This is a genomic window from Mesobacillus sp. S13, assembly GCF_020422885.1.
Classification (GTDB): domain Bacteria; phylum Bacillota; class Bacilli; order Bacillales; family Cytobacillaceae; genus Mesobacillus; species Mesobacillus selenatarsenatis_A.
Map to the genome: position 1 here is coordinate 2694942 of NZ_CP084622.1, position 23102 is coordinate 2718043.

General features: G+C 38.9%; 25 protein-coding genes. 5 read left to right on the forward strand and 20 right to left on the reverse strand.

All coding sequences use genetic code 11. The features are described 5' to 3' along the window. Positions 1-243 precede the first annotated feature (243 nt). Entirely contained in the window at positions 244-888 is a 645-nt protein-coding gene (locus tag LGO15_RS13720; RefSeq protein WP_226085056.1) for a phosphatase PAP2 family protein, read from the forward strand. A 141-nt stretch (positions 889-1029) separates the two neighbouring features. Here the strand turns inward: LGO15_RS13720 and LGO15_RS13725 are convergent, their stop codons facing one another. From LGO15_RS13725 to LGO15_RS13775, 11 genes are all read right to left on the reverse strand, one after another. Beyond that, complete coding sequence (locus tag LGO15_RS13725; RefSeq protein ID WP_226085057.1) at positions 1030-2391, reverse strand: amino acid permease; 1362 nt, start codon at positions 2389-2391, stop codon at positions 1030-1032. Positions 2392-2504: 113 nt separating this feature from the next. After that, positions 2505-2852: a hypothetical protein gene (locus LGO15_RS13730; protein ID WP_226085058.1), complete on the reverse strand. Its 348-nt coding sequence runs from the start codon at positions 2850-2852 to the stop codon at positions 2505-2507. Between the two features lie 136 nt (positions 2853-2988). Beyond that, a complete protein-coding gene (locus tag LGO15_RS13735; protein WP_226085059.1) occupies positions 2989-3819 on the reverse strand; it encodes an ABC transporter permease subunit in 831 nt (276 codons plus the stop codon). Beyond that, positions 3812-4723: an ABC transporter ATP-binding protein gene (locus LGO15_RS13740; RefSeq protein ID WP_226085060.1), complete on the reverse strand. Its 912-nt coding sequence runs from the start codon at positions 4721-4723 to the stop codon at positions 3812-3814. The genes LGO15_RS13735 and LGO15_RS13740 overlap by 8 nt, the downstream gene beginning before the upstream one ends. Positions 4724-4906: 183 nt before the next feature. Further along, entirely contained in the window at positions 4907-6253 is a 1347-nt protein-coding gene (locus LGO15_RS13745; protein ID WP_226085061.1) for an ABC transporter permease, read from the reverse strand. After that, positions 6243-6941, reverse strand: a complete 699-nt coding sequence (locus LGO15_RS13750) for an ABC transporter ATP-binding protein (protein WP_226085062.1) — start codon at positions 6939-6941, stop codon at positions 6243-6245. Before LGO15_RS13750 ends, LGO15_RS13745 begins: the two co-directional genes overlap by 11 nt. Positions 6942-7041: 100 nt before the next feature. Beyond that, entirely contained in the window at positions 7042-7563 is a 522-nt protein-coding gene (locus LGO15_RS13755; protein ID WP_167832610.1) for an RNA polymerase sigma factor, read from the reverse strand. A gap of 48 nt (positions 7564-7611) precedes the next feature. Then, complete coding sequence (locus LGO15_RS13760; RefSeq protein WP_226085063.1) at positions 7612-9579, reverse strand: DUF6449 domain-containing protein; 1968 nt, start codon at positions 9577-9579, stop codon at positions 7612-7614. Beyond that, positions 9554-10453, reverse strand: coding sequence for an ABC transporter ATP-binding protein (locus LGO15_RS13765; RefSeq protein WP_167832608.1), 900 nt, complete (start codon positions 10451-10453; stop codon positions 9554-9556). Before LGO15_RS13765 ends, LGO15_RS13760 begins: the two co-directional genes overlap by 26 nt. Continuing rightward, positions 10428-10835: a GntR family transcriptional regulator gene (locus LGO15_RS13770; RefSeq protein WP_226085064.1), complete on the reverse strand. Its 408-nt coding sequence runs from the start codon at positions 10833-10835 to the stop codon at positions 10428-10430. The genes LGO15_RS13765 and LGO15_RS13770 overlap by 26 nt, the downstream gene beginning before the upstream one ends. A 263-nt stretch (positions 10836-11098) precedes the next feature. Next, the gene (locus tag LGO15_RS13775; protein ID WP_226085065.1) at positions 11099-11581 is read right to left on the reverse strand and encodes a GNAT family N-acetyltransferase; all 483 of its coding nucleotides are present in this window, start codon (positions 11579-11581) and stop codon (positions 11099-11101) included. Positions 11582-11733: 152 nt separating this feature from the next. On the opposite strand from LGO15_RS13775, the gene LGO15_RS13780 reads away from it, so the two are divergent. After that, a complete protein-coding gene (locus tag LGO15_RS13780) occupies positions 11734-12642 on the forward strand; it encodes a VanW family protein (RefSeq protein WP_226085066.1) in 909 nt (302 codons plus the stop codon). 127 nt (positions 12643-12769) lie between these two features. Beyond that, the gene (locus tag LGO15_RS13785) at positions 12770-14854 is read left to right on the forward strand and encodes a peptidoglycan D,D-transpeptidase FtsI family protein (RefSeq protein WP_226085067.1); all 2085 of its coding nucleotides are present in this window, start codon (positions 12770-12772) and stop codon (positions 14852-14854) included. A 65-nt stretch (positions 14855-14919) separates the two neighbouring features. On the opposite strand, the gene LGO15_RS13790 is transcribed toward LGO15_RS13785, so the two are convergent. Both LGO15_RS13790 and LGO15_RS13795 read right to left on the reverse strand, forming a co-directional pair. Beyond that, entirely contained in the window at positions 14920-15429 is a 510-nt protein-coding gene (locus LGO15_RS13790) for a hypothetical protein (protein ID WP_167832604.1), read from the reverse strand. A 156-nt stretch (positions 15430-15585) separates the two neighbouring features. Next, entirely contained in the window at positions 15586-16056 is a 471-nt protein-coding gene (locus tag LGO15_RS13795) for a GNAT family N-acetyltransferase (protein WP_167832603.1), read from the reverse strand. A 390-nt stretch (positions 16057-16446) separates the two neighbouring features. On the opposite strand from LGO15_RS13795, the gene LGO15_RS13800 reads away from it, so the two are divergent. Beyond that, positions 16447-17007 (forward strand): GNAT family N-acetyltransferase, encoded by a 561-nt coding sequence (locus tag LGO15_RS13800; protein WP_226085068.1) that lies wholly within the window; start codon positions 16447-16449, stop codon positions 17005-17007. Between the two features lie 87 nt (positions 17008-17094). Here the strand turns inward: LGO15_RS13800 and LGO15_RS13805 are convergent, their stop codons facing one another. The 5 genes from LGO15_RS13805 to LGO15_RS13825 form a co-directional block, all read right to left on the reverse strand. After that, a complete protein-coding gene (locus tag LGO15_RS13805) occupies positions 17095-17592 on the reverse strand; it encodes a GNAT family N-acetyltransferase (protein ID WP_226085069.1) in 498 nt (165 codons plus the stop codon). A gap of 57 nt (positions 17593-17649) precedes the next feature. Then, positions 17650-18570 carry a DUF1002 domain-containing protein gene (locus tag LGO15_RS13810; protein ID WP_226085070.1) on the reverse strand — a complete coding sequence of 307 codons (921 nt, stop codon included), beginning with the start codon at positions 18568-18570 and terminating at the stop codon, positions 17650-17652. A 204-nt stretch (positions 18571-18774) separates the two neighbouring features. Next, positions 18775-19512, reverse strand: a complete 738-nt coding sequence (locus LGO15_RS13815; RefSeq protein WP_226085071.1) for a hypothetical protein — start codon at positions 19510-19512, stop codon at positions 18775-18777. Positions 19513-19516: 4 nt separating this feature from the next. Beyond that, the gene (locus tag LGO15_RS13820; RefSeq protein WP_167832599.1) at positions 19517-20221 is read right to left on the reverse strand and encodes a hypothetical protein; all 705 of its coding nucleotides are present in this window, start codon (positions 20219-20221) and stop codon (positions 19517-19519) included. 31 nt (positions 20222-20252) lie between these two features. Beyond that, positions 20253-20837, reverse strand: coding sequence for a YdcF family protein (locus tag LGO15_RS13825; RefSeq protein ID WP_226085072.1), 585 nt, complete (start codon positions 20835-20837; stop codon positions 20253-20255). A gap of 252 nt (positions 20838-21089) precedes the next feature. Here LGO15_RS13825 and LGO15_RS13830 point away from each other — a divergent pair, with 252 nt between their 5' ends. Beyond that, positions 21090-21611 carry a MerR family transcriptional regulator gene (locus tag LGO15_RS13830; protein ID WP_167832598.1) on the forward strand — a complete coding sequence of 174 codons (522 nt, stop codon included), beginning with the start codon at positions 21090-21092 and terminating at the stop codon, positions 21609-21611. 137 nt (positions 21612-21748) lie between these two features. Here the strand turns inward: LGO15_RS13830 and LGO15_RS13835 are convergent, their stop codons facing one another. Both LGO15_RS13835 and LGO15_RS13840 read right to left on the reverse strand, forming a co-directional pair. Further along, on the reverse strand, positions 21749-21949 hold the full coding sequence (locus LGO15_RS13835) for a cold-shock protein (RefSeq protein WP_101641882.1): 201 nt from the start codon (positions 21947-21949) through the stop codon (positions 21749-21751). Positions 21950-22055: 106 nt separating this feature from the next. Further along, the gene (locus LGO15_RS13840) at positions 22056-23087 is read right to left on the reverse strand and encodes an ion channel (RefSeq protein ID WP_226085073.1); all 1032 of its coding nucleotides are present in this window, start codon (positions 23085-23087) and stop codon (positions 22056-22058) included. Between the last annotated feature and the right edge of the window lie 15 nt (positions 23088-23102).

Below are 23102 nucleotides of genomic sequence, written 5' to 3' on the forward strand. Positions count from 1 at the left end.
CTTTTGGATTAAGACAATATGAATATTTGAAATGCAGTTATTAATGATGTGAACGAGCTTTATGGGTGGAATTTGGAGAATTTCTTTAAAAGCAATTATTATGGGATAGGAAATGGGAACTAATGCCGCTTTTAATACGTCTATATTAATGATGGAAGGAAACGTAACGATTGGTCTGGGGTTAAAATATATTGTTTGTGGTATTTATACACCATAAGCAATTTAGCAGAAGGGGAAAGTGATATGAAAAATAAAAAGAGAGAATTGCCCTATTTATTATTTTTACTGGTTATGCCAATTTTAGGTTTGATTTATAAAATTTTAAATAATAATCCCAGAGAGGCAGTAATCCTTTCTACTGAAGTGGACGGTATGATTCCTTTCCTTCCAGTCTTTATCATTCCATATATTATTTGGTACGCTTTTATTTTCGGCTACCTGGTTTATTTTTGGTATAAGGATACCCGAGTTTATATGAAGACGTTGACGTTAATTGTTGTAGGAGAATTAATCTGTTTCCTTATTTATTTCTTCTTCCAAACAACCGTACCTCGTCCAAAACTTGTCGGAGATGGAATCTTTTTAGACCTTGTAGCAATGATATATAGCCATGACCAACCATACAACGCTTTTCCAAGCATTCATGTATTGACCACGTTCGCAATCATTCTGGGGAGTATCAATATCCGTAATAAGCACTTGTTTCATTCGATCTTCGTACCCGTGATGGGATCATTGATCATCCTCTCCACCTTGTTTGTGAAACAACATTATATCCTAGATATGTTCGCATCTATGTTCTTAACCTCATTCATTTACGGAATAGTTTTTGAGTTATTTGAATTCAAAGTTTCCAAGAAGCAGGATACTGCTTATGTAAAAGATTGAATTATTTTTTTCAACAGAAAGAAAGAGCTGTGGCTGCAGCTCTTTTTTGTATCTTTAGTTATTTTTATTTGGCCATATTCGTAAACTTTTTTGTTTTTCAACCGAAAAAGTACGAAGTATTATCACTTTTTGTTATCATGTTCAACTTGCTTTATTCCACACCTTTTTCTGTAAAACAACAGAGATCACCCCGATAAGCATGACCACAATAAGGCTAATAAAGAAGCCCATTCGGATGCTCTTTTCCATGATCGTTCCGCTTACAGCCGCTAGAATAAGGGCAATTCCTATAAAAGAAATCAATTTACCCCATGCTTTCAATTCCAGCAATTTCAAAGCTGAAATGATAATAAAAGTCCAATTGAATAAAATCAGGATTCCAGCGGCTGTTGTGATATACTCATAAATTTTACCCGGCAGCAGCAAGGCTGTAATGATTGAAGCAATTAATCCGACAACTGCCAGTCCTAATGATGGAAGGGGCACTTGTTTCAACTTTTTAATTTTCTTGGAGAAGACCTTGGGAGCATCTCCATCATCAGCCAGGGTTACGAGCAAGGTGGTGACCCCAAACAACGATGCTGTCATAGTCGAGAAACCCGCGACAATGATTGCTGCGTTGAAAACATGAGGAAAAAAAGCTAAGTTATAAGATTCCAACGCTGTGACGAAAGGACTTTCTTTATGGTTAAAAGCACCGTGAGCTGCCATGACCACTGCGAGACCCAAAGCAAGTACATAGATGATGACTAGTAAGATCAGCATGATCACACCTGCTTTTGGTGCATCTTCTTTTTTCTTTAGACGTGTTGCCATCAGCCCGATTACTTCAATTCCTCCATAGGCATAAAAGGCATAAATCAGTGATGACCAAAAGCCTTTAATCCCCTCAGGAAACAGTTTTTTTGGACTATTTGGCAGTATCACTTGTTTTGTTTCCAAATTAAACAGTCCAAAAAGAGCCGCGGCAGCTATTAAAATGAACATGATGATTGCTGCTGTTTTAATGATGGCCAATAGATCTTCTACCTTGTCAAATCCCTTGTTACCGGTAAATACCACACCGATTGAAAGGATGGCATAGCCAGTAGCGAAAAGCCATAATGGGATACTAGGAAACCAGAACTGGGATAAAATTGATAGCGCAGTAAGCTGACTTCCCATAATCAAAATATTGGAGCTCCAATAATTCCAGCCGCAGCTGAATCCAGCCCACTGGCCATATGCTTTTTTTGCATAATAGCAAAATGAACCATCTTGCGGATCCTCAGCTGTCATTTTCGCTAATAAGTTATAAACGACGTATGTGCCAAAAGCTGCAAGCATGAATGATAGAACGATTGATGGGCCGGTGACTTTGATTCCAATAGCTGAACCTAGGAAGAAACCTGTCCCAATCGTACAACCAACACCAATCAGGGACAATTGCCACCATTTCAAATCTCCTTCAGTTGAACCGCCATTTCCGCATCCAGACTTTGATGATGGCAGAAAATAATCCATTGCTTTACCCCCTTCCTCAACAAATATTATCATTCGAGTATCAACCGTATTTTATGTAATTTTTAATCAAGCAAGAAAAAAGTCGAGTCCATAAAGGATCGACTTTTTCATTATTATTTTTTGTTTTTTTCTGATTCTGAATCTTTACTCAATCCAGTCATCGTTCGATACATCTGGGTATACATACTTCCTTGCACGATGTTTTCCAGAAAGAACTCACCGATTAGCTTTTTATACTCTTCGTCCTCGAACATTTTTTTATTTTGAAGCTCCATTTCTGCCAGCCCTTCATATGTTGAAATTAATGCATAAGTATGGTCTTCACCTGAAATTGGCGACAGGAGCTCCACCCTATGATCATATTGTTCGTTTCGGAAATTTTGGATTAATCGTAAGTTCTTGATTCCGTCTGGAAATTTATCTTGTTTCATCTCAAATGTTTGAATGACTATAACTGACATATCCTATCCCCCTGTGAAATAAGCGATAAGATTAGGCTTTTCTAAAGGTCAGCAATCTATACATTTTCAAATCCGCTGTCTCCGCCTCACCAATTTACTAGTCAACTTTAATCAAGCACGAGCATAACTGTAAAAACTATATTTGCTTTTCAAATAAAGTATTTCGATCATTATATTTGGTCATGAATTTTAATAAGATCAAATTCAAAATCAATATAATGAGACCTATTAATGAAAGAAAGAGGGGATTAATGATAAGAAAACCCGTTGCCTGGCCTATGAAAAGACCCATGATTGGAAGGATTATGATCCCCCCTAGCTGCTGCGCCTCCTGAAAACCTTTTGCCCTTGCAGAAACAAACACGTTCACAAGGATTGTGAATATTGTAATCATCGGTACAACCCAAAACATCAGTGTAAGCCAATTTGCATTCGGGAAAATAAAATAACCAAACATATTATAAGTCAAGCTTACAGTGATAACTCCAAACAGGAAGAAGCTTACCCAAGTGATAATAATAGAAGGAATGAATGCTGCGAGAACTTTCCCAATGAATAATTCCTTCACAGTAATAGGTGAAAACAATAGTGTTTCCATGGTCCGTTTTTCTTTTTCACCAACAAAGCTATGAAGGGCAATCATCATTGCGTTAATGGTTGGTATAATCAAGAAGATCGAACCAAGCAGGTAATTCACTATAACAAAAATAATTTGATGTTTCATGCTTGGCAGTGCGGCTATCAATTCCCCGCTCTCTGTACCTCTAAGCCCCTGCAAAATGTTTTCAACTAACTCAGTAAAATCCGGGGAAGTTATTGGTACATTCTTCACCAAAAGAATAAAAGCTAACGGAAAAATCACCGAAAAAATCAGCGGCAATAAAATCAGACCAAGCCATACCTGAACGGAGCTCGTTATTCCTCTTATATCTTTAGCAGCTATAAGCCATATCAACTTTTTATTCATTGACCCCACTCCTGATTTTAAAATATAGTGATTCCAAATCGTTATTCTCAACCTCCACATGGTGTACCCAGAAATCACGGATGATTTTTTGGAGAAGTGGGGTTATATGTTCACTTGAAGGCAAAAGGAATTGCAATGTATTTGTATCCTTTATTAATACCGGATACCCTCCCCATTGAGATTCAGCAGGCTGTAAATTTGTAATAACTTTCAATTTAATCTGGCTTACATATCTTTGTTGAAGTTCACTTATAGTCCCATAGTCAGTTATTTGACCGTCATTTAGAAAAAAGTACTCTTTACATACATGTTCTAGCTGATGCAAAATATGTGAACAAAGAAAAATGGTGGTTCCTTCCCGCTCATTTAAATTCTTTAGAAATTTAAGTACCAATATAATCCCCTCAGGATCCAGTCCATTCGTAGGTTCATCAAGAAAAAGAAGTTTAGGATTGTGCAAAATCGCCTTGATGATTCCCAGCCTGCGTTTCATCCCTGTACTATATGCACCTACTTTTTTATGCATATGTTCATACAGTTCAAATTCCTCCAAGAAAAGGTGGATTTTCTTTAAGTCGTAGTTTCCATAAAGTTTGGAAAAAAAAATAAGATTATCCAGCCCCGACATTTCATGATACAGGCCAGCATTTTCAGTTAAAATTCCTGTTGCCTTTCTAACTGACTCTCCCTCGTACCCTGGGTTCATGCCGAGGATTGATAACTTTCCATCTGTTGGGTTGATTACTCCGTTCATGAGGCGGATCATAGTTGTTTTTCCAGAACCATTTGGACCAAGAAGCCCGACAATCTCTCCTTCTTTTACACTCATCGAAACGTTGCTTAGTACCACTTGATCACCGAAATGTTTTGAAACTGCGTCAAGTTCTATTACATTTTGCGGCATTCTGCTACCCCCTGTTTGCTAACCGTTTTTCATAAGACGGCCAATGATTAAAAATCGTTCAATAAAGTTTGAGATGTAGAAGACGTGTGGACCGTTGTACTTTAGCCTGCTTCCAAAACACGCACCACTAAATAATGTAAAAAGGACCAGTATCCACGACTGGTCCTTTCATTCTATAGATCCTTATACTTCCCGTCTCATTGCCTGCAGAACATCTACTTTAGTGGCCCGCTGTGCAGGACGAAGGCCAGAAAGGATGGTGACAAGGTAACAGATGATAAAGCTGATCAGTGGCAAAGTATATGGAATGTAGCTGAATACCAATCCTTCCGGCGGTTCTTCACCGAAAGCCTGCTTAATGATCAGCGGCAGACCAAAGTTAACGATGAAACTAATCGCATAAGCGACAAGTGTTCCGATCGCTGCACCGATCAATCCGATATAACTGCTTTCGAGCAGGAAGATCTTTTTGATTGTCTTAGGGTTAGCTCCAATGGCTTTCATGATACCGATGTCAGGTGCTCTTTCAGTAACGGCCATGGTCATTGTGTTATAGATACCGATTGATGCAATAATGATGGCAATAGTGCCGATAAAAATCAACCCTGCTTTAACGATTGTGAACATGACATTGACATCTTTAAGCTCATTAATGACCGAATAGGACGGATAATTCTTTTCTTTTAATTGTGCCGTAATGTCTTTTACTGATTCCATATCTTTTGCGTAAACATTTACTTGATCATACTGGTCAGCAGGGATAGCTGGCAGCTCCATGTCCGGATTGTTAGGATCTTTCATCATTCCTCTTGGTGTACCTGTAAACTCCTCGACTTGCTTTAGTACTCCTTCGGAAACAAACACTACATTATCATAAATCCATTCCTTTGTCGGTTTCTTGCGAATTCCGACAACCGTTACTTCCAAAGGCTTTTTCACCTCTTTGCCACCTTCGAACTTGATAACTTCCATGCTGATTTTCTTGCCGACCAACTCGCCTTTATAACGGAACTTTTCTTTTATTTGTCCCTTTTCATTGTAAAGTTCCTCAGTTACCTCTTTATTTGGGCGTAGATCCTGGAAGAAGTGGAACCCAACGACCACTTCATTCTCTGCTTTGGGAAGCCTGCCATCAGAAAGTTCAAGTCCTGCTTTTGTTTCAGAAGGCATATGAGCCACTACTGCCTGGGCATTTGTCTGGTGTTGGTCTACTTCAAACCTGTAATTCTGCAGGTTTTTCCTTCTTGTCACAGCCTTGACATCCTTTATTTCTTCAAAGTATGAAATATCCTCATTCGTCAGCTGTCTGAATCCTTTATTCGGCTCTTCTTTTCCGGGAACTTCAATCTCTGTGACGATCCTTCTCTCCAGCGTTTCCTTAACGATTGATTTATGAAGTCCAAACCCCACAGAAGCTAGTACAATCAGGAATGCTACACTCATAGCCGTCGCTAGTATTGTCATAAACAACCTAGTACGGTTTTTTTTCATATTCTGCCTGACGAATTTAAATTGGTCTTTAAGCCTCATTTGCATATACCTCCTCAACAACTTTTCCATCTCTTAATTCAATGGTACGATGGCCAATTTGGGCAACCTTATCATCATGGGTAATGATTAAAAATGTGATGCCAAGCTCTCGGTTCAATTTGATGATAAACTTAAGCAGATCTTCTTCTGTTTCCGAGTCTAGACTGCCAGTTGGTTCATCAGCAAGGATGATTGGCGGATTGACTATAAGTGCGCGGGCAATGCTCACCCTTTGCTGCTGACCGCCGGAAAGCTCACCTGGATAATGATCTTGATAGTCTGATAATCCCACCATTTCAAGGATTTCATTAGTGCGAATTTTCCTCTCTTCCTCTTTGATCCCCTTGAGGATTAGAGGCAGTTCAACATTCTGATAGGCAGTCATGCTTGGAATTAGCTGAAAGCTTTGAAATATGAAGCCGAGATGCTCAATCCGGAAATCTGCAAATTTCGTTTCATTTAAAGAGGATGTTTTCACTCCATTAATGATGATTTCTCCCTCTTTTGGTCTAATAAAACCGCTGACAAGGTTAAGAAGCGTTGATTTGCCTGATCCACTCCTTCCAACAATCGTCACTATTTCACCATTGTTCACCTGAAAAGAAACATTCTTCAAGACCGGGATGACCGTTTCCTTCCCTTTCTTTCCTATTTTAAAATCGTGGCTTAAGTTGCTGATTGATATCATATGACACACCTCTTTTTCAAAATTTTTGAATAAATTATATTTTTTCCCAACCATTAAGCCGAAAAAAATAGGCGATTGAACAATCGCCCGTATTTTACTATTAGGCTGGGTATTTTTCTGACATAACTTTTTTCAATTGTTTCCGAGCTCTATGAAGCCGAGTTTTGACTGTGCCTGACTTTATATTCAGCTTGCAGGCAATTTCATCTTCTTTTAAACCGTATTGGAATCTTAATACCAATACTTGCTGATACTCATTCGTCAACAAATACAGCATATGCTGGATTTCTTCTTTGAAAAGAATGATTTCGACTTCCTTTTCAAGCGATTGCTCGGTATCATGATCGCTGAAAATTTGCTCCATGATGGACTGGTCAGATGGAAGCCATTTTCTTCTTTTTTCTGCCCGCAAATAATCAATGGCCGTTCTTGCTGCGATGGCTGCTAACCATGAACCGATTTTATTCGTATCTACGATTGTATCTGCCTTTTTATATGCTTTTATAAAAGTCTCCTGGACAACATCTTCTGCCAGATGCCTGTCTTTTGTGATACTGAAAGCAATTTGACACAGCTTCTTTCCATGTATTCTATAAAGCTCGTCAAAATCAAGAATAGCCATACCCATCCCCCTTGCTTTTGCAAGCACCAATTGCTTACAACTCTTTTTCTATTGGTCTTCCTTAAAATGCTCCCTAATGAAGCCAGGCACCTTATTATCGCTAAATGTACGTATTTCCTTATAGCTCCCGTTTTTGTATACAAAAATTGCTGTATAAGGCGCTTCATTAAACCAACCGTAACCTGCGCTCTCAATCGCTGATAGCACCTGGTCACGTTCACTCAGTTTAAGCGCGTTTTTATCGTTCATAATTCGATTGGTGATTTCTTCTTCTGGATATTCCTTGAATTGTTCTTCTTCAATCGAGTCGTTCGACACGACAATATAGTCAATATCTTCTGGTGTCACCATGGCTTCCTCAAGCATGTCGTTTTTCTCAAGCCATGCGATGAAGCTTTTATATGACTGCTTTAGTTCTATATGGTCATAATTGTTTATACCCGACATAATTTCAATCGTTGACTGATTCCCTATCGGATAAGAGTCAATAGTAAACGGTTCTTGTTCAATTTCCTTTTTCAGGATTTCAAAAGCCTCGTTGATTTTGTTCTTATCAGTAATTATCAATGGGCTGCCAGTGAAGTGCTTGTTTATTCTAATGGAGGTTATATCTTCGGTGCTGATTTTAAAAACAGGCTCATGTGCACGCTTATACTCCAATGATTCATAGATCTCCTTCAATTGTTTTTCATAGTCGAATCGGTCAATAGTGTATTGGCGAACCAATTTTTTTCCATTGTTCAGTTCATAGATAAACAGAGCGAATTCCTGGGATTCCATTCTTCGTTGTTCATTCAATCTCTCATTCTTAAGAATGCTTTCATGGAGCATCCTGACAGCTTCAATATTTTCTTTCTTCAAAAGTGGTTTTGGTGCAAGCCGGTCATCCTGGTGGATATAAATGTGATTAGCATAGGTGACACTTTTGATGTCATCAAGCGCAGGCACCTTTTTCTCGTAAGGAGCGAACGCTTGAGTAATCAGAATTAAGACCACCATCCCAACAGCAAAGTATCCCAGGCCCTTCACTCTTCCAAAAACCCTCCAAGTTTTCTGAAGAACCATTTCGGCAGCAAAATAGCCGATGATCCCTCCGGCACCGTATCCAAATATCAACCATCCAAATTCATTTTGCATAGCATCAAAATACATGCCACCAAGCAGCATCATACAGAAAGCGACTCCGTATTTAAAAACGATTCTTAAACCATTAAAAGCAATTGCTTCTGAGGCTGCTTCTATTTTCCTTTTTTTATAGAGAGATAGAGAAAGGAAATATAAAACTAATATAAGAGCTGAGTATATAAAATAAGACTTAGCAGTAATCATCTGGCCCTCTAGAAAACCCAGATGCGATATAGGTGAAAGATATTCTATATTCCTGACTTGATAATAATCACTTGGAAAGCCATACAGCATTAATCCCAGATTATAGATGATCAGCAAAGTGAATCCGGCTGGAAACAGTAGCATGATATATGTCAGGACTCCCTGGACCACCGAAATTCCTGTAACCATTGCAATAAATACACCTGAAAGGAAAAACACAGAGTTAAATAGGATGACAATACCTGTCCATCTGAAAATATCCTCCAGCTGGAAATATAGATTTAAATCATACACACCGTGAATAATCACAGTAATCAACGCAACTAAGATGACTGGAACAATCAGAAACGCAAAGCCAGTCAGAGTGTAAAAGTGGAAAATCTGCTGACGTTTCAATGGCAGACTATGAATTAAATCCGCTGCTTGCTTGACGTGCAGGAAGCGATAAAGAAAGATTGCCATAACCACTGGTACTGTAATGAACATAATGAACTGAATAGGAAACTGGAAATCAAATAATCTTTGCACCGGCATAAAACTTCGGTAATTTTCACCGGAATTGATCATCATAATTTGCAATGGTATCGCGAAAAATAAAGCGAGGAAGTAAATGGCGGAGATCCAGCCGACGTTTCTTCCCACCTGCAGCACCATCTCTTTGTTAAACAAGGATGTTTTTGATCGCATAGCCGATATCCCCCATCTCGTATATGAAAATTTCTTCTAAAGTCAATGGGAGGATATCAAAGATCACAGGCTCAGTCTGATTGATCACCTTTTCGATTTCGTCTTCTTTTCCCCTGATAATGCATACCATGACACTTCCCCTTCTTTCACAGTGCAGCAAGGACAGGTGATTTTCCAAATGATTTGGAGTCTCCCCCCGGTACGCTACCTGGACCTTATGGATATCAGATTTAAGATCATCAAGGTCTTTTTCCATGAGCAGGGAGCCATGATGCAATATTCCGATGTGGTCACAGATATCCTCAATTTCCCGCAGGTTATGCGAGGAAATCAAAATCGTCATTTCTCGGTCTGCCACATCCTGTATGAGAAGGTTCTTAACCTTTTTCCTAGCAACCGGATCCAGTCCATCCATAGGCTCATCAAGGATCAAAATTTCCGGCATCGTGGATAAAGCGAGCCAGAAGGCAGCTTGTCTTTGAATTCCTTTTGAAAAAGAATGCAGTTTTTTGTTCATGCTGAAATCAAAGACTTGTGCTAATTTCAAGAATCTATCTTCATTCCATGCAGGATATATGCTTTTGTAGAAGTTCGCCATCTGTTTGACGGTGTACTGAGGAAAGAAATATGGCTGATCGGATATGTAAAATATTTTCTCTTTTAAAGCCTGATTTTCAAAAATTGGTGACCCGTCCAATAGCACCTGTCCTGCATCTTGTCTATAAATACCAGCAATCAATTTAATGATGGTTGTTTTACCAGCTCCATTGGATCCAATCAACCCATATATCGAGCCTTTATTGATCGTCATATTGACGTTTCTGACAGCCTCTTGTTTTTCAAATGTTTTATTTATCTCTATCATTTGAATCATCCTGCCTGCTTCCCCCTTTCAACGCATCAATGTTTCTTATCATCTCATGTAATTCTTCCGCAGGAATGCCCAGATATAGTGCTTCCAGCAGGAGTTTCTCCACTTCCTGCTTCACCTGCAGGATTTTATCAGCATCTTTGCCAGGATCCATAGGATTGACAAAGCTTCCCTTGCCCTTTAATGAATAAATGAAACCTTGAGCTTCAAGCTCCCTATATGCCTTTTGAATTGTATTTGGGTTAATTGTCAATTGCTGTGCCATTTGCCGCACGGATGGCAATTGTTCATCAGGTTTGAGCACTTCATTAATGATCAGCTCTTTCATCTTATCTACCAGCTGTTCGTATATAGGCTTTCGGCTCCTAAGGTCAAGCTCAAACATAATGACCCCCTATCTGTACTAAGTGTACTATTATTATTAATACAGTTTAATTATATGCCAGCACCTTCCAAAAAGATAGGGGATATTTTCTTAATAATTTCTTAAGAAAAATTAAGAAATGGTAAGAAAACAGTAAATAGAACTCACTGTTTTTAATTTTATGTATAGTGTAATTTTACACAAAATATAACATAAAACTCAATGGTTATTTAGAAAATTTTGGACATCAGTCTTTTTCATAAAAAAAACACTCTAGAAGTGAACTAGAGTGCTACCGTATAGTGTATAAATTCATCCTTTTCTACTGTATCTTTCTGAAAAGAACACCTTTCCAAAACCTTCTGAGAAGGTATATTATCAACGGTTGTTTTCGCATTTATCCTTTCGATTCCTAAAAGTATAGCCTCTGATTTAAGCATTTCAAGAGCTTGGACAGCTGATCCCTTGCCAATATCATTCTTTCCAACTCGATATCCCACTTCAGCTGTTTTGGTGGGCCAGTCAATATCTATTAGGTTAATCCGACCAATAATTCCTCCATTTTCGCCTTTGATTAAAAAGAACAGAGACTTCTTATCCTTTTGTTCCTCTAACAGTATCTCCAGGAAATGGATGAATTTTGCATAAATGAAATAAGAATCAGGCCTGGGAGGTACAAACTCCTCAAAAAATTCCTTATTTTCTGTTTCAAATTCGAATAATGCTTTGGCATCAGCCATTGATAATAATGATAAATTAATCTTCATACTTTATCCCTTCCTGCAAATGCATAATCATGATCCTATTTTTATTCGTTAAAAAAGGAAGAACTCCTTTTTTGCTTTCCATTAAACACCATCAATCCCAAAATACATTAAACTCAATCTCCTTATCCATAATATAACGGGAGGTGGAATTAATGAAATGGTTACTGACAATTGGATTTATTCTTTCTAGCAGCACTGCTAATAACCATGATGAAATCGATATGATATGGGATGATGAACCTGTTGCAGAAGTACAGCGCTCTGATTTTACAATTCCATGGTTTGGGTATCCAATCCTTAATCACACGATGCTGGAAACTTTAAATAAACAGCTGTCTCTCCAGATCAGGAAGGATCCGGCCAATGCCGGTCTGGATGATTACGGGAAGATCATTCCAGAAGATGTAGGATACATACTCGATGAAAAAAAGTTCAAGAAGCGCTTCACCAAGAGTTTTTTCGAACAACACCACTCACGAATAGAAATCCCTACTTTACCTGTCTACCCAAAGGTCGACAGCGAAATTATCGCCAACATCAGGACAAATTTAATTGGCCATTATATAACCTATTTCAATAGCAGAAACAAGGAACGGACGCATAACATTAACCTTGCTGCAGAAGCGATCAATAACCATGTCGTTTTTCCCGGGGAAACCTTTTCCTTCAATAAGGTTGTCGGCAAACGGACTGCCCAGAAAGGCTACCAGCCTGCTCCCATCATTGTCAGAGGTGAACTGACTGAGGGTATTGGCGGAGGCATCTGCCAGGTGTCATCAACGCTCTTTAACGCTGCTGACCGCTCAGGTTTGAAAATACTGGAGCGATATTCCCATAGCAAACAAGTGCCCTACGTTCCTCCGGGCAGAGATGCAACAGTAAGTTGGTATGGTCCAGATTTCACATTCAAAAACAAATACAATCAACCGATCCTAATCAGGGCTAAATCATATCCGGGAAAAATGATTGTGCTAATCTACTCCTCTGACGAAATCAATATAGAAAAGCGAAAGATACCGAATGCAAACAGCAATATAATCATTCCGGAAGAACCTTTATGATTCATCAAGGAATCCTTATTAATAAGGATTCCTTTTATTTTGCAGGAAAACCTTTACAATGAAGTAAATCTTTACGTAAACTTATGGTAATAGCTGGTTTTTATATTTTCATAGGATGTGAGATAAATTGCCTAAAAAAAAGAATACAACACCTATAAGGGTTAATATTTTGTTCTTTTCAGTCTTTCTTCTCTTTTCATTGCTGGTACTGCGTCTTGGCATCGTGCAAATTGTCCATGGAGAAGATTATAAACGCGAAATTAACAGGAAGGAAGATGTGACAGTCAATAACCCCGTCCCGCGAGGAAGAATGCTGGACAGAGATCACAAGCTGATTGTCGATAACAAACCGCTGAATGCCATTACATATACGAATAATGGAGTCTCCCAAAAGGAAATGCTCAAGGTTGCCGCAAAACTGGCCAAACTCATTGACAAAGAAACCGATAAGGTCCGAGAAAGAGACATGAAGGATTTCTGGATGATTAAGCATCCTGAAGAAGCACAAAAGCTAATAAAAGATAAAGAAATGGAACTTTTTAGAAATAAAAAACTTGAGGATAAAGATCTATATAAATTGCAAATTGACAGAATTACGAAAAATCACCTGAATCAGCTATCTAAGCAGGAAATAGAAGAGCTCGCCATTTTCAGAATCATGAACAGCGGTTATAAATTTGTACCGCAAATTATTAAAAACAAGGGTGTTACAATAGAAGAATTTGCGGTGGTAAATGAAAATCTATCACTGCTCCCTGGTGTTAATGCTACTATGGACTGGGATCGCCAATATAATTTTGAAGAGGCCTTCAAACCTGTGCTAGGAAAAATCACAACTAGCAGTGAAGGGCTTCCTGCTGAAAGACTAGATTATTTCCTGTCGCGGGGCTATACACTCAATGACCGCGTCGGAAAAAGCAATCTTGAAATGGAGTATGAGGATGTACTCCAGGGCAAGAAAGAAAGAGTAGTGAATGTGACAGATAAATCAGGTGAGCTATTGGAAAAAGAATTAGTTTCAGAAGGCCAGCGAGGAAAAGATTTAATTCTAAGTATTGATATGGACCTTCAGCTTGCAGTAGAGGAAATTATCGAAAAAGAACTATGGGCTGCCAAAAGGTCACCGGGAACAACTCTCCTTGATAGTGCTTATGTTGTCTTGATGGATCCGAACACTGGTGAAATATTGACAATGGCAGGAAAAAAAATCGTAAAAGATAAAAAAACGAAAGAAATGACCATGGAAGATGACGCACTTGGCAACATCAGTAAAACCTTTAACGTGGGTTCTGTCGTCAAAGGTGCGACAGTTTTGACTGGCTATAAAACAGGCGTAATCAATTCATCTACTAGGTTTGATGACCGTGCTCTTGATATAAAAGGGACTCCTATCAAAAAATCATATGCTTATTTAGGAACACCCAATGATATCGAGGCCTTGAAGTTGTCATCCAATGTCTATATGTTCCACACTGCTATCCGAATTGGAAAGGGTGTTTATCGTTATCAACAACCTTTGAATCTTGATCCGAAGGTATGGGATACGATTCGAAATTCCTTCGCATCATTCGGCCTTGGCATCAGGACAGGAATTGACCTGCCAAATGAACAAACTGGTGCAAAGGGACCAAATAGTCCAGTTGGTAAAGTACTCGATTTGGTCATTGGTCAATATGATACGTATTCAAATATGCAGCTTGCCCAGTATATCTCTACAATCGCCAATGGAGGTTATCGCATCCAGCCAAGGATTGTAAAGGAAATCCGTGAACCTTCTGCAGATGGTGAAGAGCTGGGACCAATATATAAGGCCTTTTCACCAAATGTCCTCAACGATGCTGGCATAAAGAAACAATGGCTTGATAGAGTCCATATCGGCTTCAAAAAAGTTATGCAAGAGTCCGGTGGAACTGCCTATCGATACTTCAGCACAGCAACCTACTCCCCTGCTGGCAAGACTGGAACAGCAGAGGCGTTCTATGACGGACAGTACCGGGTACCAGGTGAAAAACTAATTTCAACGATGAACCTTAGCCTTGTTGGCTATGCGCCATCCGATCAACCCGAAATCGCCATGGCAGTCGTTGTTCCCTGGGCTTATCAAGGCAGTGTTGACCACGGAGCGAATAAAAAGATCGGCCGTGCTGTCATGGATGCGTACTTCAACATGAAAAATGGAGTTAAAGAACCTGCTGATGAAACTGGTGAATGATATAGATCCTTTAGACAAAGAAAAGCTGGGCCCATATGATATGGCCCAGCTTTTCTTGTTTCGGTTTACAGTTCCTTGGCAAGAGAAGGTTTTTTCAAGTCAACGCTCTCAAATGCCGCGCCAATCTTTTCTTCCCCTTGAGTGAACTTTTCATCAGCAGCTTCAAAAGCTGGAGCATCCTTCTTAAGCTCTTCTGATTTAAGCTTGTATGACTCTGCAATATCGGAAAGTGCAGCTTCAAGGTCCGCTTTTTGATCCTTCAATTCAGCTGGGACTTCAAGTCCTTCAACCTTAGTAGCAACTGCAGCAGCAGATTCACTGGCTGCGGCTTTTAGTTCTGCCTGTGCTTCTGGATCTTCTTCACCTTCGTATGCATTAAGATCAGCATCAGCCTCGTTGATAGATCTTACAAGACTCATGTAGAATTTGTACATAACACTCTTTGGGTTAGCAGCAGGCTCTGCAGCCTTTTCTGCTTCTTTCTTCTCAGGTTGTGCTTCTTCCTTTTCTGCTGAACATGCAGTCAACCCGATTGCGAATGTGATTGCTGAAAGTAAAATCAAAAACTTCTTCATTTTTATTCTCCCCTTCAATCTATATATCGCTATATGTGAACCATAATTTCACACAGCTTTTTCATTATATAGGGATTATTTAACAATTTCAAATTATTTATAGTTAACTTTATTAAAAAGTCCCAATTTGCCCAAACGCATTGACGAATTACTTTTTCACCACTTTACCATTGTAAAGAATTCATTGTTTTCAGTTTTGAATTCACATTCCATTTTAAAACCCATGTTTTCATAAAGTCTAATTGCCCTTTTATTAAATTTAGCTACAGTCAGCCTAAAGGTCGAATCTGGATTTAAACCTTCCAGTTCATTAAGAATGAATGATAAGAATACAGTACCGTACCCCTGCCCAGTAAGCTTAGGATGCAATCCTACTCCTACGTCAACAGCTGGCTTAGAATACGCACCTGACTCTTTTAAAGCAGGAACCTGGGCAGCTTGCCCGCTGCAATAAAACCCAATCAATTCCTCTCTCTCATCCACTACCGCTGTATATCCCTCATTAAGTAATTCACAAATCGCTTCATCAGTAACCACATTATTATACAAATCATAAGGCGGATCATAATACCAGGTTAAAACGTCAATTGCAGACTCTTTCGTCATTTTTCTACTTGATAACTTCATACAGCATCCTCCAATAGAATTAAATTTATTTAATTTAATTTAATTGTCATTTTTTCGTAATAATATGTTTAATAGCTTTTACTTCGGGAATATATGTAGTAACAAAACAAAAACAATTAATGACAGGAGCGATTACATAATGATTACTACATTCGCATTACTTGGAGGAGCTTTCGCAATCGCCGCTGGACTAAATTTCTTCGCAGTTGATGAAAATGCCTTTATAGATGATGAAGCAACTAACTAAAGGGACGCTGTAATCAGCGTCTCTTTTTTATATGGGAATTTGAACATTTTTTGTATTTTTGATATATCGCAGGAAATACTAGAATAAAAGAGAATTAGAAATAATAAATGTCTAGCCTCATATCTATTAAGGAGGTACGGAAAATGCAAACACCGGATTTATTATCAGGTGAACAGGTCATTTTGTGCAAGATTAAGGAACAGGATTTGGACACATGGTGGGAGTTGATCCACAATGACGAACATCCTGAATGGAAAAAATGGGATGCACCCTACTACCCTCTTAGACGAGTACCCCTTGACAAGTTCAAGGAACAAATGTCGAACCTCATCGACCAGGGATATGACAGAAAGTACCTTATTAAAGTAGAAGATGAAATTATCGGAATGGTGACATATTACTGGGAACACGAATCTTCACAATGGCTAGAAATCGGAATTGTCATTTACCTTCCAGAATATTGGAATGGCGGCTATGGAACAGATGCATTGAAATTATGGATTGAACACCTTTTTGACACCTTCCCTATACCAAGAATCGGTTTTACAACCTGGTCCGGAAATTCCAGGATGCTTACCGTCGGCAAAAAACTGGGAATGGTGGAAGAAGCACGGATCAGGAAATGCCGACTTTATAATGGGAAATACTATGATTCAATAAAAATGGGATTGTTGAGGGAAGAATGGGAAGCGCTGCAACAATAAACAATGTTCTATTCTTATAAAACCGTCTGGCCCTCCCTGTGGACCCAGACGGTTTTCATGCTTGTCCAGCTTGTATTTATTTATGACCTAGAGAATTTTCCCCATATAGTATTCATCTTTATACTGGCCATCCACTACCAATGAGTCTTTCTTAGTTCCTTCTATTTCAAATCCCATCTTCTTGTATAACGCGATACCTGCCCTATTATCTGTCATAACCGTTAATTCAAGTCTGTGAAGCTGAATTTTTTTTCCCCATCTAAAAAGTTCTTCAAAGAGTTTTGTACCAATCCCTTTGCCTCGATGCTCTTCTTTTATTCCAATAACAAGATAAGCTGAGTGCTTATTTCGGACTGCACTTCCGCCTTTCGCAATGATATAGCCTGCCAATTCGCTATCTACTTCAGCCAGGAAAATAGTTGAATTCCCTTCAGATGTAAAAGCCTGTATCATTTTCCTTTGTGCTTCAGGATTGTATTTTCTTTCACCTGGACCAAACAGCATGAATTTCGTTGTACTTTCAACATATTGAATAAGTTGTGCAAATTTCTCTGTATCTCGTTCTTCAGCTTGCCGGATATTCATATTAAGTCCCCTCGCTATCATATACGATTTCAAAAAAACAGAGGAAGATCCTCTGTTCTAAGAAAATATATTCTTGATGCTCTCGATGAGCTCTTTAAAGAAATTTGAGACTGATTCCAAAAACCCTTTGTCTCCAACTGCTTCTTCTATTCTTTTTTGAATATCAGTAGAGAGATTTTCTAACTGAGTCTTAACATTGTCAAAATTGATGTTCAAATCGCGCATTTTATTGAATAAGTCAACGAGAAGCTGTCTGTCTTCAGGGCTGAGCTGAATTTTGAGCGATTTCAGCTTTTCATCGATAATCTTTTCGATTTCTTCTTTTGACGCTGGATTTTGAGCAGCAATTTCTTTTTTGATTTCTGTCAGCAGTTCACTAACTTTATCCTGATCGAGTCCCTCTTTTTTTGCTAGTTTTGTTGCCAGGTTCAATTCTTGATTGGCAACTTCCGTGCGATCCTTATCAAGGGCTGTTCCTTCGCCTTCATCATATGCCTTGTAGATTCCCACAAGAGCGGAGTGTCCGGTTACCTTGACTGGTGAAGCGACATCTACAATGGCATCCTCGATTCCCGCTGTCAAAAGGGCGTTTGCGTACATTTCGTCCGTTACTTCCGTGATATTTTCTGGAGTGACCTGATTAATTACAAGCCCCTCTCCGGTATCTTTCCTGGTAATCTTGGCAGATGAATACATATTCGAATGTTCATCGCCGTCTATATAAGTTACTAGGTCTTTCCCAGTAACAACAATCTCCTTAACTTTTGAAGAGTCTTTGACTCCAAGCAAGCTCCTGACTTCATCTTTTTGCTTATCAGAAAGTGCTTCACCATAAACTACAATGGGTGGACCGTACTTCTCATTAATGACATCTTCGTCATTATCATTCGAAGCCAATGCAGGAATAGTATAGATACCGAGAGCGAAAACAAACAGGCTTAGTACAACCGAGATTTTCATCAAGTGCTTAACATTCATTAATTGTTTCTCCTTTATCACAATATTTTACATACTTACCCTTTTTACATCGTTTAGAACCTTAATATGATTTCCCTATCTATTCGGTTTCTTTTTCAAAGGTTCCCCTATTAATACGAAGATTTTCGCAAAATGGTTTCATTTAAAGAAGAAACCTCCTGAAAAGGTATCAGGAGCTTCGTGTAACCACTGGAGCTTAATAAATCATTGAAATATATCATTTTCTCCTAAAAACCGAAGCTGTTCAGTTGATGAACCACCACGGCCAAAACCATTATTGTTTGGGTAAGAAGGATACTCAGTGGACCCGTCAGTTCCTGTTGATTGCCAGCCAAAATAATGTTGAGGCGGTGGAAAAAAGTCAGCAAAAAAAGAATCAGGGACCATTGCTGCCATCATATTATTTTCAGCTTCCATATACTCTTGCCACTCCGAAGGAATTGCAGTATAGCCATAGGACCTCTCCCCAACCTCTGTCCTGAAATCCATTTGTATTCCTGGACCATAATGGTGCTTCCCTTCACTGACGGAAAAACCACGTTCTTTAATCAAATATAACGTCAAATAATCCAGATTATTCTCCGGATGGAAATTCCACATAATATAATGTGATGACGGATCATCAGCATCTATCTTCCAGATTTGCGGTGTGCTCCCTGTAGAATAGCTTGATAACTGCCACTCATGCTTCTCCCACTCCCAAAAACTTATACCATGGCCTTCCTCTTCTGTAATGAAAGGGATATACACATGCTTATCATCAAGAAAAATCGTGTCCTGTATTTCCGCAATTCCAACTCTGTTATACGGATCATTCAAGGTAGCCTTTATTTCCTCCTGCTCAGGAAAGGCTGCTGGAGGAGATAGATAATACCAATATAAAAGTCCGACAGTTATCAGAAACAGTATAAGTAAGAGAGGCACAAACACCTTTTTGCGCATGAAGCTAATCCTCCTTCTTCAGCAAAGATTTTTCGGCACGGAAGTATACTTGCTTTTGGCCAGTTGAGACTAATATCCCTTTTCCATCTTGTTCAATAAAAATCATAGGATCGATACCGCTCCCCCATTTTGCTTCCGTTCCTGTAAGCTGATATGGGAACCTTTCTTCAGCTTTTGAAAGTTCACCGGCAGACTCAAAGGCTTCGTAGTACCATTTTTCACTATATACAGGTTCTTCCTTGAACCTGTCCATTTGAATACGGAGAGAATCCTTGTCTAATATCTTACTGTCCGCTGAAGGATGCGTCTGAATGATCTTCCCTTTATTGATATCCGATAGATAGGTTGACATCTCATTTGCTGGAAATATAGCCGAATGAATTAGTGGACTGATTAGTGAAACTGCTAAAAAGATGAAATTCGCAAAGAATCCTAACCAGGCATATTTCCGATACTGATCCCAGCTTATGCCTTCATTTTTCCGTGAATAGATTCCATATAAAATCCATACACCAAGAGGCAGGATGGCTAGTTTAATCTGTTGGTCCATATATGGCAAATTAATAGAAAAAGAGAATAAGCCGACAAATATAACGATTACCAGCTTCCATATGATCGGTTTTACATCCTGCTTACTATATATCCGCCTTGCCAGAATAAGAATTGCACTCCAAGCCAATAAATTTAAAAAAGCCCCCAGAATGTTCATATGTACACCTCATTTCATTTTAGTGCTTTTACTAGCTGAATAGACTGATGATAAAATATTTCGTTAGTGCTAAGTATTCTCTTGTATAGGACTTCAATAATGCCTGAATCGGCGTCCTTGCGGGTAACCCCCCAATTTTTAATTCTTCATCATCTGCGATCATCTTTGCTCGGTAAATATGAAAGTCATTTGTCACTAATAACCCGCTTTCTGCTTCTTCAGGTATAAATTTCTTTGAAAAACGAATATTTTCATATGTATCAGTCGATTGATCTTCGAGCCGAATCCTTGATTCGTCAATTCCGTATCCCATCAGTTCCCTTTTTATTGATTCTGCTTCAGATATATCCTCTCCTGGTCCCTTGCCGCCAGAGGCAATCGCAACCGTGTTGGGGTTCTCTTTTAAGTACCTTGCTGCGTGGTCAATTCTGTATTGCAAAGCGAGCGAAGGAACTGTACCTTTTACACGCGCTCCAAGAATGATTAGATAATCAGCATTCTTTGGCACATCCAGTTTAGAGTTTTCAACAATTTTGTAATGAAGGAAACCTACATAACACATTGATATGAGAAGGCATGCTGCCACAAGCTTTTTTAATAAAGATTTATTTTTCACAAATTTCCCAACCCTTCAAATCACTAATCTAATATTACCATCGTTTACCATGGATAGTTTGCAATTTTCTTAAAAAAAGATAAGAATTATCAAAATTCGACTGTTTATCACAATAATTTCAAGGTCTCTATCCTTAAAAAATACTTGGTGGTGATTGAACACTTTCTTTGCCGAAAGCCAACTAGTTTTGTCATAAGGAAAGGAAAAGGACAAGATAAAGCGAATTTTTCACTATAACAAGGAGGGATTTTGATGAATACTAGCGCAGTCGCAAAGCTGCTCGGAGTTTCTCCCAGCACGATTCAGCGGTGGGTGAAACAGGCAAACCTTCAAATGGAGCGAACAGAGTTGGGTCATTATCAGTTTTCTGAGGAGAGCATCGAGGTTTTAAAGGACATTAAAGACCAGCTTAATAGTGGGGTATTGTTACAAGACTTAAAAGTAAAGGGAAGAAAGCACAGAAAAGCGACTATACCAGCTGTGAAACCAGATTTGCCAATGGGAAAGCTGATGAAACGCATGGAGGAAATCGAAAAAAGGCTGGACAGAAAGGCTGATGAAGTAGTTTCTTATCAACTCCTCCAGCACCGCAGAGAAATTGAGGAACTGCAAAAAGAAGTAGCGCGGCTGACCGAAGTGATCACAAGCATGGAGGAAGCTGCTGCTCAACGAGAAACAGTGACACAGGAGGCAAACAAACTCTCATTAACGCCTGGTCACACTTTAAAGAAATTCAAAAAGCGAAATATAATAAGCTCCTTTTTTGGATTTTAATTTGGCACATCAGGGATGTGTTATTTTTTTGGGATTGAGGACACTATTCAAAGCCAATCTGATATAAATTCACCAATGTTAGAAAAGAACAAAAAAAACAGACCCAGTAAACCTGAGTCTGTTTTAGAGATCCTTAGTTAGACTTTCTGTACGTTTGTCGCTTGAGGGCCACGCTGGCCTTGTTCAACATCAAATGTAACTTCCTGTCCTTCATCTAAAGATTTATACCCTTCGCCCTGGATCGCTGAGAAGTGTACAAATACATCTTCCCCGCCTTCGCGTTCAATGAATCCAAAGCCTTTTTCACTGTTAAACCACTTTACCTTACCACGTTCCACAATTGTTGCCTCCTAGCGATTAAAAAAATTGCAATTTAACCTTGCGTGATTATTATATCCTTCCTAAAACATTTTAAACTCAAATAAGAATATTTTTAGGAAAGGTTTAACTACTGGTTATTTTTTTATAGGTTTCATCATCGCAAATCACAAACATTTTCGTACCTTCTGGGATTCCTTCATCATGTTTCCGTGCTATGTCTAGTGCATGACCATCCGATATGAGTGTTGCTCCCAGGTCAAAAAGCTCCATTGCCGCTTGTTTATAGGTTGCCCAATGCTGCTTCTTTTCAATTTTATAGAGGTTTTCACCTTCCATATTACTAAGCAGCTGTTTAAACAGCTTGCTCGACCCAGGAAAGATCGCTGCTTGAGCCATGAGCTTGGATACTGATTCATTCGACAAAATAAATTCATCGATGTTTGCATGTTCGAAAAGGGCGATATGTTTTTCCTTCATAATTTCTGCAATGGTATAAATATTTCTATTGAATTGTTTAGAGATATGCTCTACCCTTGAAGCAATGAGCAAAGTTTTTCCATCCGCATATTCTGGAAGATCAATCTTGTCATCAGTGAAGACTGCGACAGATCTTGATTCAAGGATATTTGCTTGCATCAATATTTCTTCCTCGGCAGGGTTTCCACTGACAAAATGTACACGATCATGCTGGACTGGCGATTCATTGCTATGATCGACAATGACAATATCACATTTACTATTGGAGTTCAGGATTTCCTCGACAACATTCTTTAGTTTATCTTTGGAGGAACCGATCAGTATATAATGATCCTTACCTTTATAAGCCAACTTCCCTTCCTCCTTCATTCTTTTATACAAAGTCAGACTATCAAAAATCTTCCCGATGATAATACCCATCGCACCAATCCCAACCGTATACAGCAAGAACATCGTGAAAAGCCTGCCGATATCACTGCTGGGTGAGTAATCACCGTAACCAACCGTCACAACCGTGGTCATTGTCCACCAGACAGCATCTAGGTACCTGGGAAAAGTGTCTGGTTCCAGTGTCTTGATAATCAGGCTGCTTAGTAGGATTACTCCAAGAACAATCAAGGTGATCTTTAAAAGGCTGATTTTAAGCAGTTTTGTAAACAACCGTTGTAAAATCCACATGGTTGACCTCCTTTC

Bases quoted from the DNA above. Each gene is read 5' to 3' on its own strand.
- LGO15_RS13830 (WP_167832598.1), top strand. From the start codon at position 21,090: ATGAATACTAGCGCAGTCGCAAAGCTGCTCGGAGTTTCTCCCAGCACG.
- LGO15_RS13760 (WP_226085063.1), bottom strand. From the start codon at position 9,579: ATGCGATCAAAAACATCCTTGTTTAACAAAGAGATGGTGCTGCAGGTG.
- LGO15_RS13750 (WP_226085062.1), bottom strand. From the start codon at position 6,941: ATGATATCAATCAGCAACTTAAGCCACGATTTTAAAATAGGAAAGAAA.
- LGO15_RS13800 (WP_226085068.1), top strand. From the start codon at position 16,447: ATGCAAACACCGGATTTATTATCAGGTGAACAGGTCATTTTGTGCAAG.
- LGO15_RS13805 (WP_226085069.1), bottom strand. From the start codon at position 17,592: ATGAATATCCGGCAAGCTGAAGAACGAGATACAGAGAAATTTGCACAA.
- LGO15_RS13770 (WP_226085064.1), bottom strand. From the start codon at position 10,835: ATGTTTGAGCTTGACCTTAGGAGCCGAAAGCCTATATACGAACAGCTG.
- LGO15_RS13780 (WP_226085066.1), top strand. From the start codon at position 11,734: ATGAAATGGTTACTGACAATTGGATTTATTCTTTCTAGCAGCACTGCT.
- LGO15_RS13775 (WP_226085065.1), bottom strand. From the start codon at position 11,581: ATGAAGATTAATTTATCATTATTATCAATGGCTGATGCCAAAGCATTA.
- LGO15_RS13755 (WP_167832610.1), bottom strand. From the start codon at position 7,563: ATGGCTATTCTTGATTTTGACGAGCTTTATAGAATACATGGAAAGAAG.
- LGO15_RS13725 (WP_226085057.1), bottom strand. From the start codon at position 2,391: ATGGATTATTTTCTGCCATCATCAAAGTCTGGATGCGGAAATGGCGGT.
- LGO15_RS13790 (WP_167832604.1), bottom strand. From the start codon at position 15,429: ATGAAGAAGTTTTTGATTTTACTTTCAGCAATCACATTCGCAATCGGG.
- LGO15_RS13810 (WP_226085070.1), bottom strand. From the start codon at position 18,570: ATGAATGTTAAGCACTTGATGAAAATCTCGGTTGTACTAAGCCTGTTT.
- LGO15_RS13840 (WP_226085073.1), bottom strand. From the start codon at position 23,087: ATGTGGATTTTACAACGGTTGTTTACAAAACTGCTTAAAATCAGCCTT.
- LGO15_RS13740 (WP_226085060.1), bottom strand. From the start codon at position 4,723: ATGCCGCAAAATGTAATAGAACTTGACGCAGTTTCAAAACATTTCGGT.
- LGO15_RS13730 (WP_226085058.1), bottom strand. From the start codon at position 2,852: ATGTCAGTTATAGTCATTCAAACATTTGAGATGAAACAAGATAAATTT.
- LGO15_RS13820 (WP_167832599.1), bottom strand. From the start codon at position 20,221: ATGAACATTCTGGGGGCTTTTTTAAATTTATTGGCTTGGAGTGCAATT.
- LGO15_RS13735 (WP_226085059.1), bottom strand. From the start codon at position 3,819: ATGAATAAAAAGTTGATATGGCTTATAGCTGCTAAAGATATAAGAGGA.
- LGO15_RS13745 (WP_226085061.1), bottom strand. From the start codon at position 6,253: ATGAGGCTTAAAGACCAATTTAAATTCGTCAGGCAGAATATGAAAAAA.
- LGO15_RS13815 (WP_226085071.1), bottom strand. From the start codon at position 19,512: ATGCGCAAAAAGGTGTTTGTGCCTCTCTTACTTATACTGTTTCTGATA.
- LGO15_RS13765 (WP_167832608.1), bottom strand. From the start codon at position 10,453: ATGATTCAAATGATAGAGATAAATAAAACATTTGAAAAACAAGAGGCT.
- LGO15_RS13720 (WP_226085056.1), top strand. From the start codon at position 244: ATGAAAAATAAAAAGAGAGAATTGCCCTATTTATTATTTTTACTGGTT.
- LGO15_RS13795 (WP_167832603.1), bottom strand. From the start codon at position 16,056: ATGAAGTTATCAAGTAGAAAAATGACGAAAGAGTCTGCAATTGACGTT.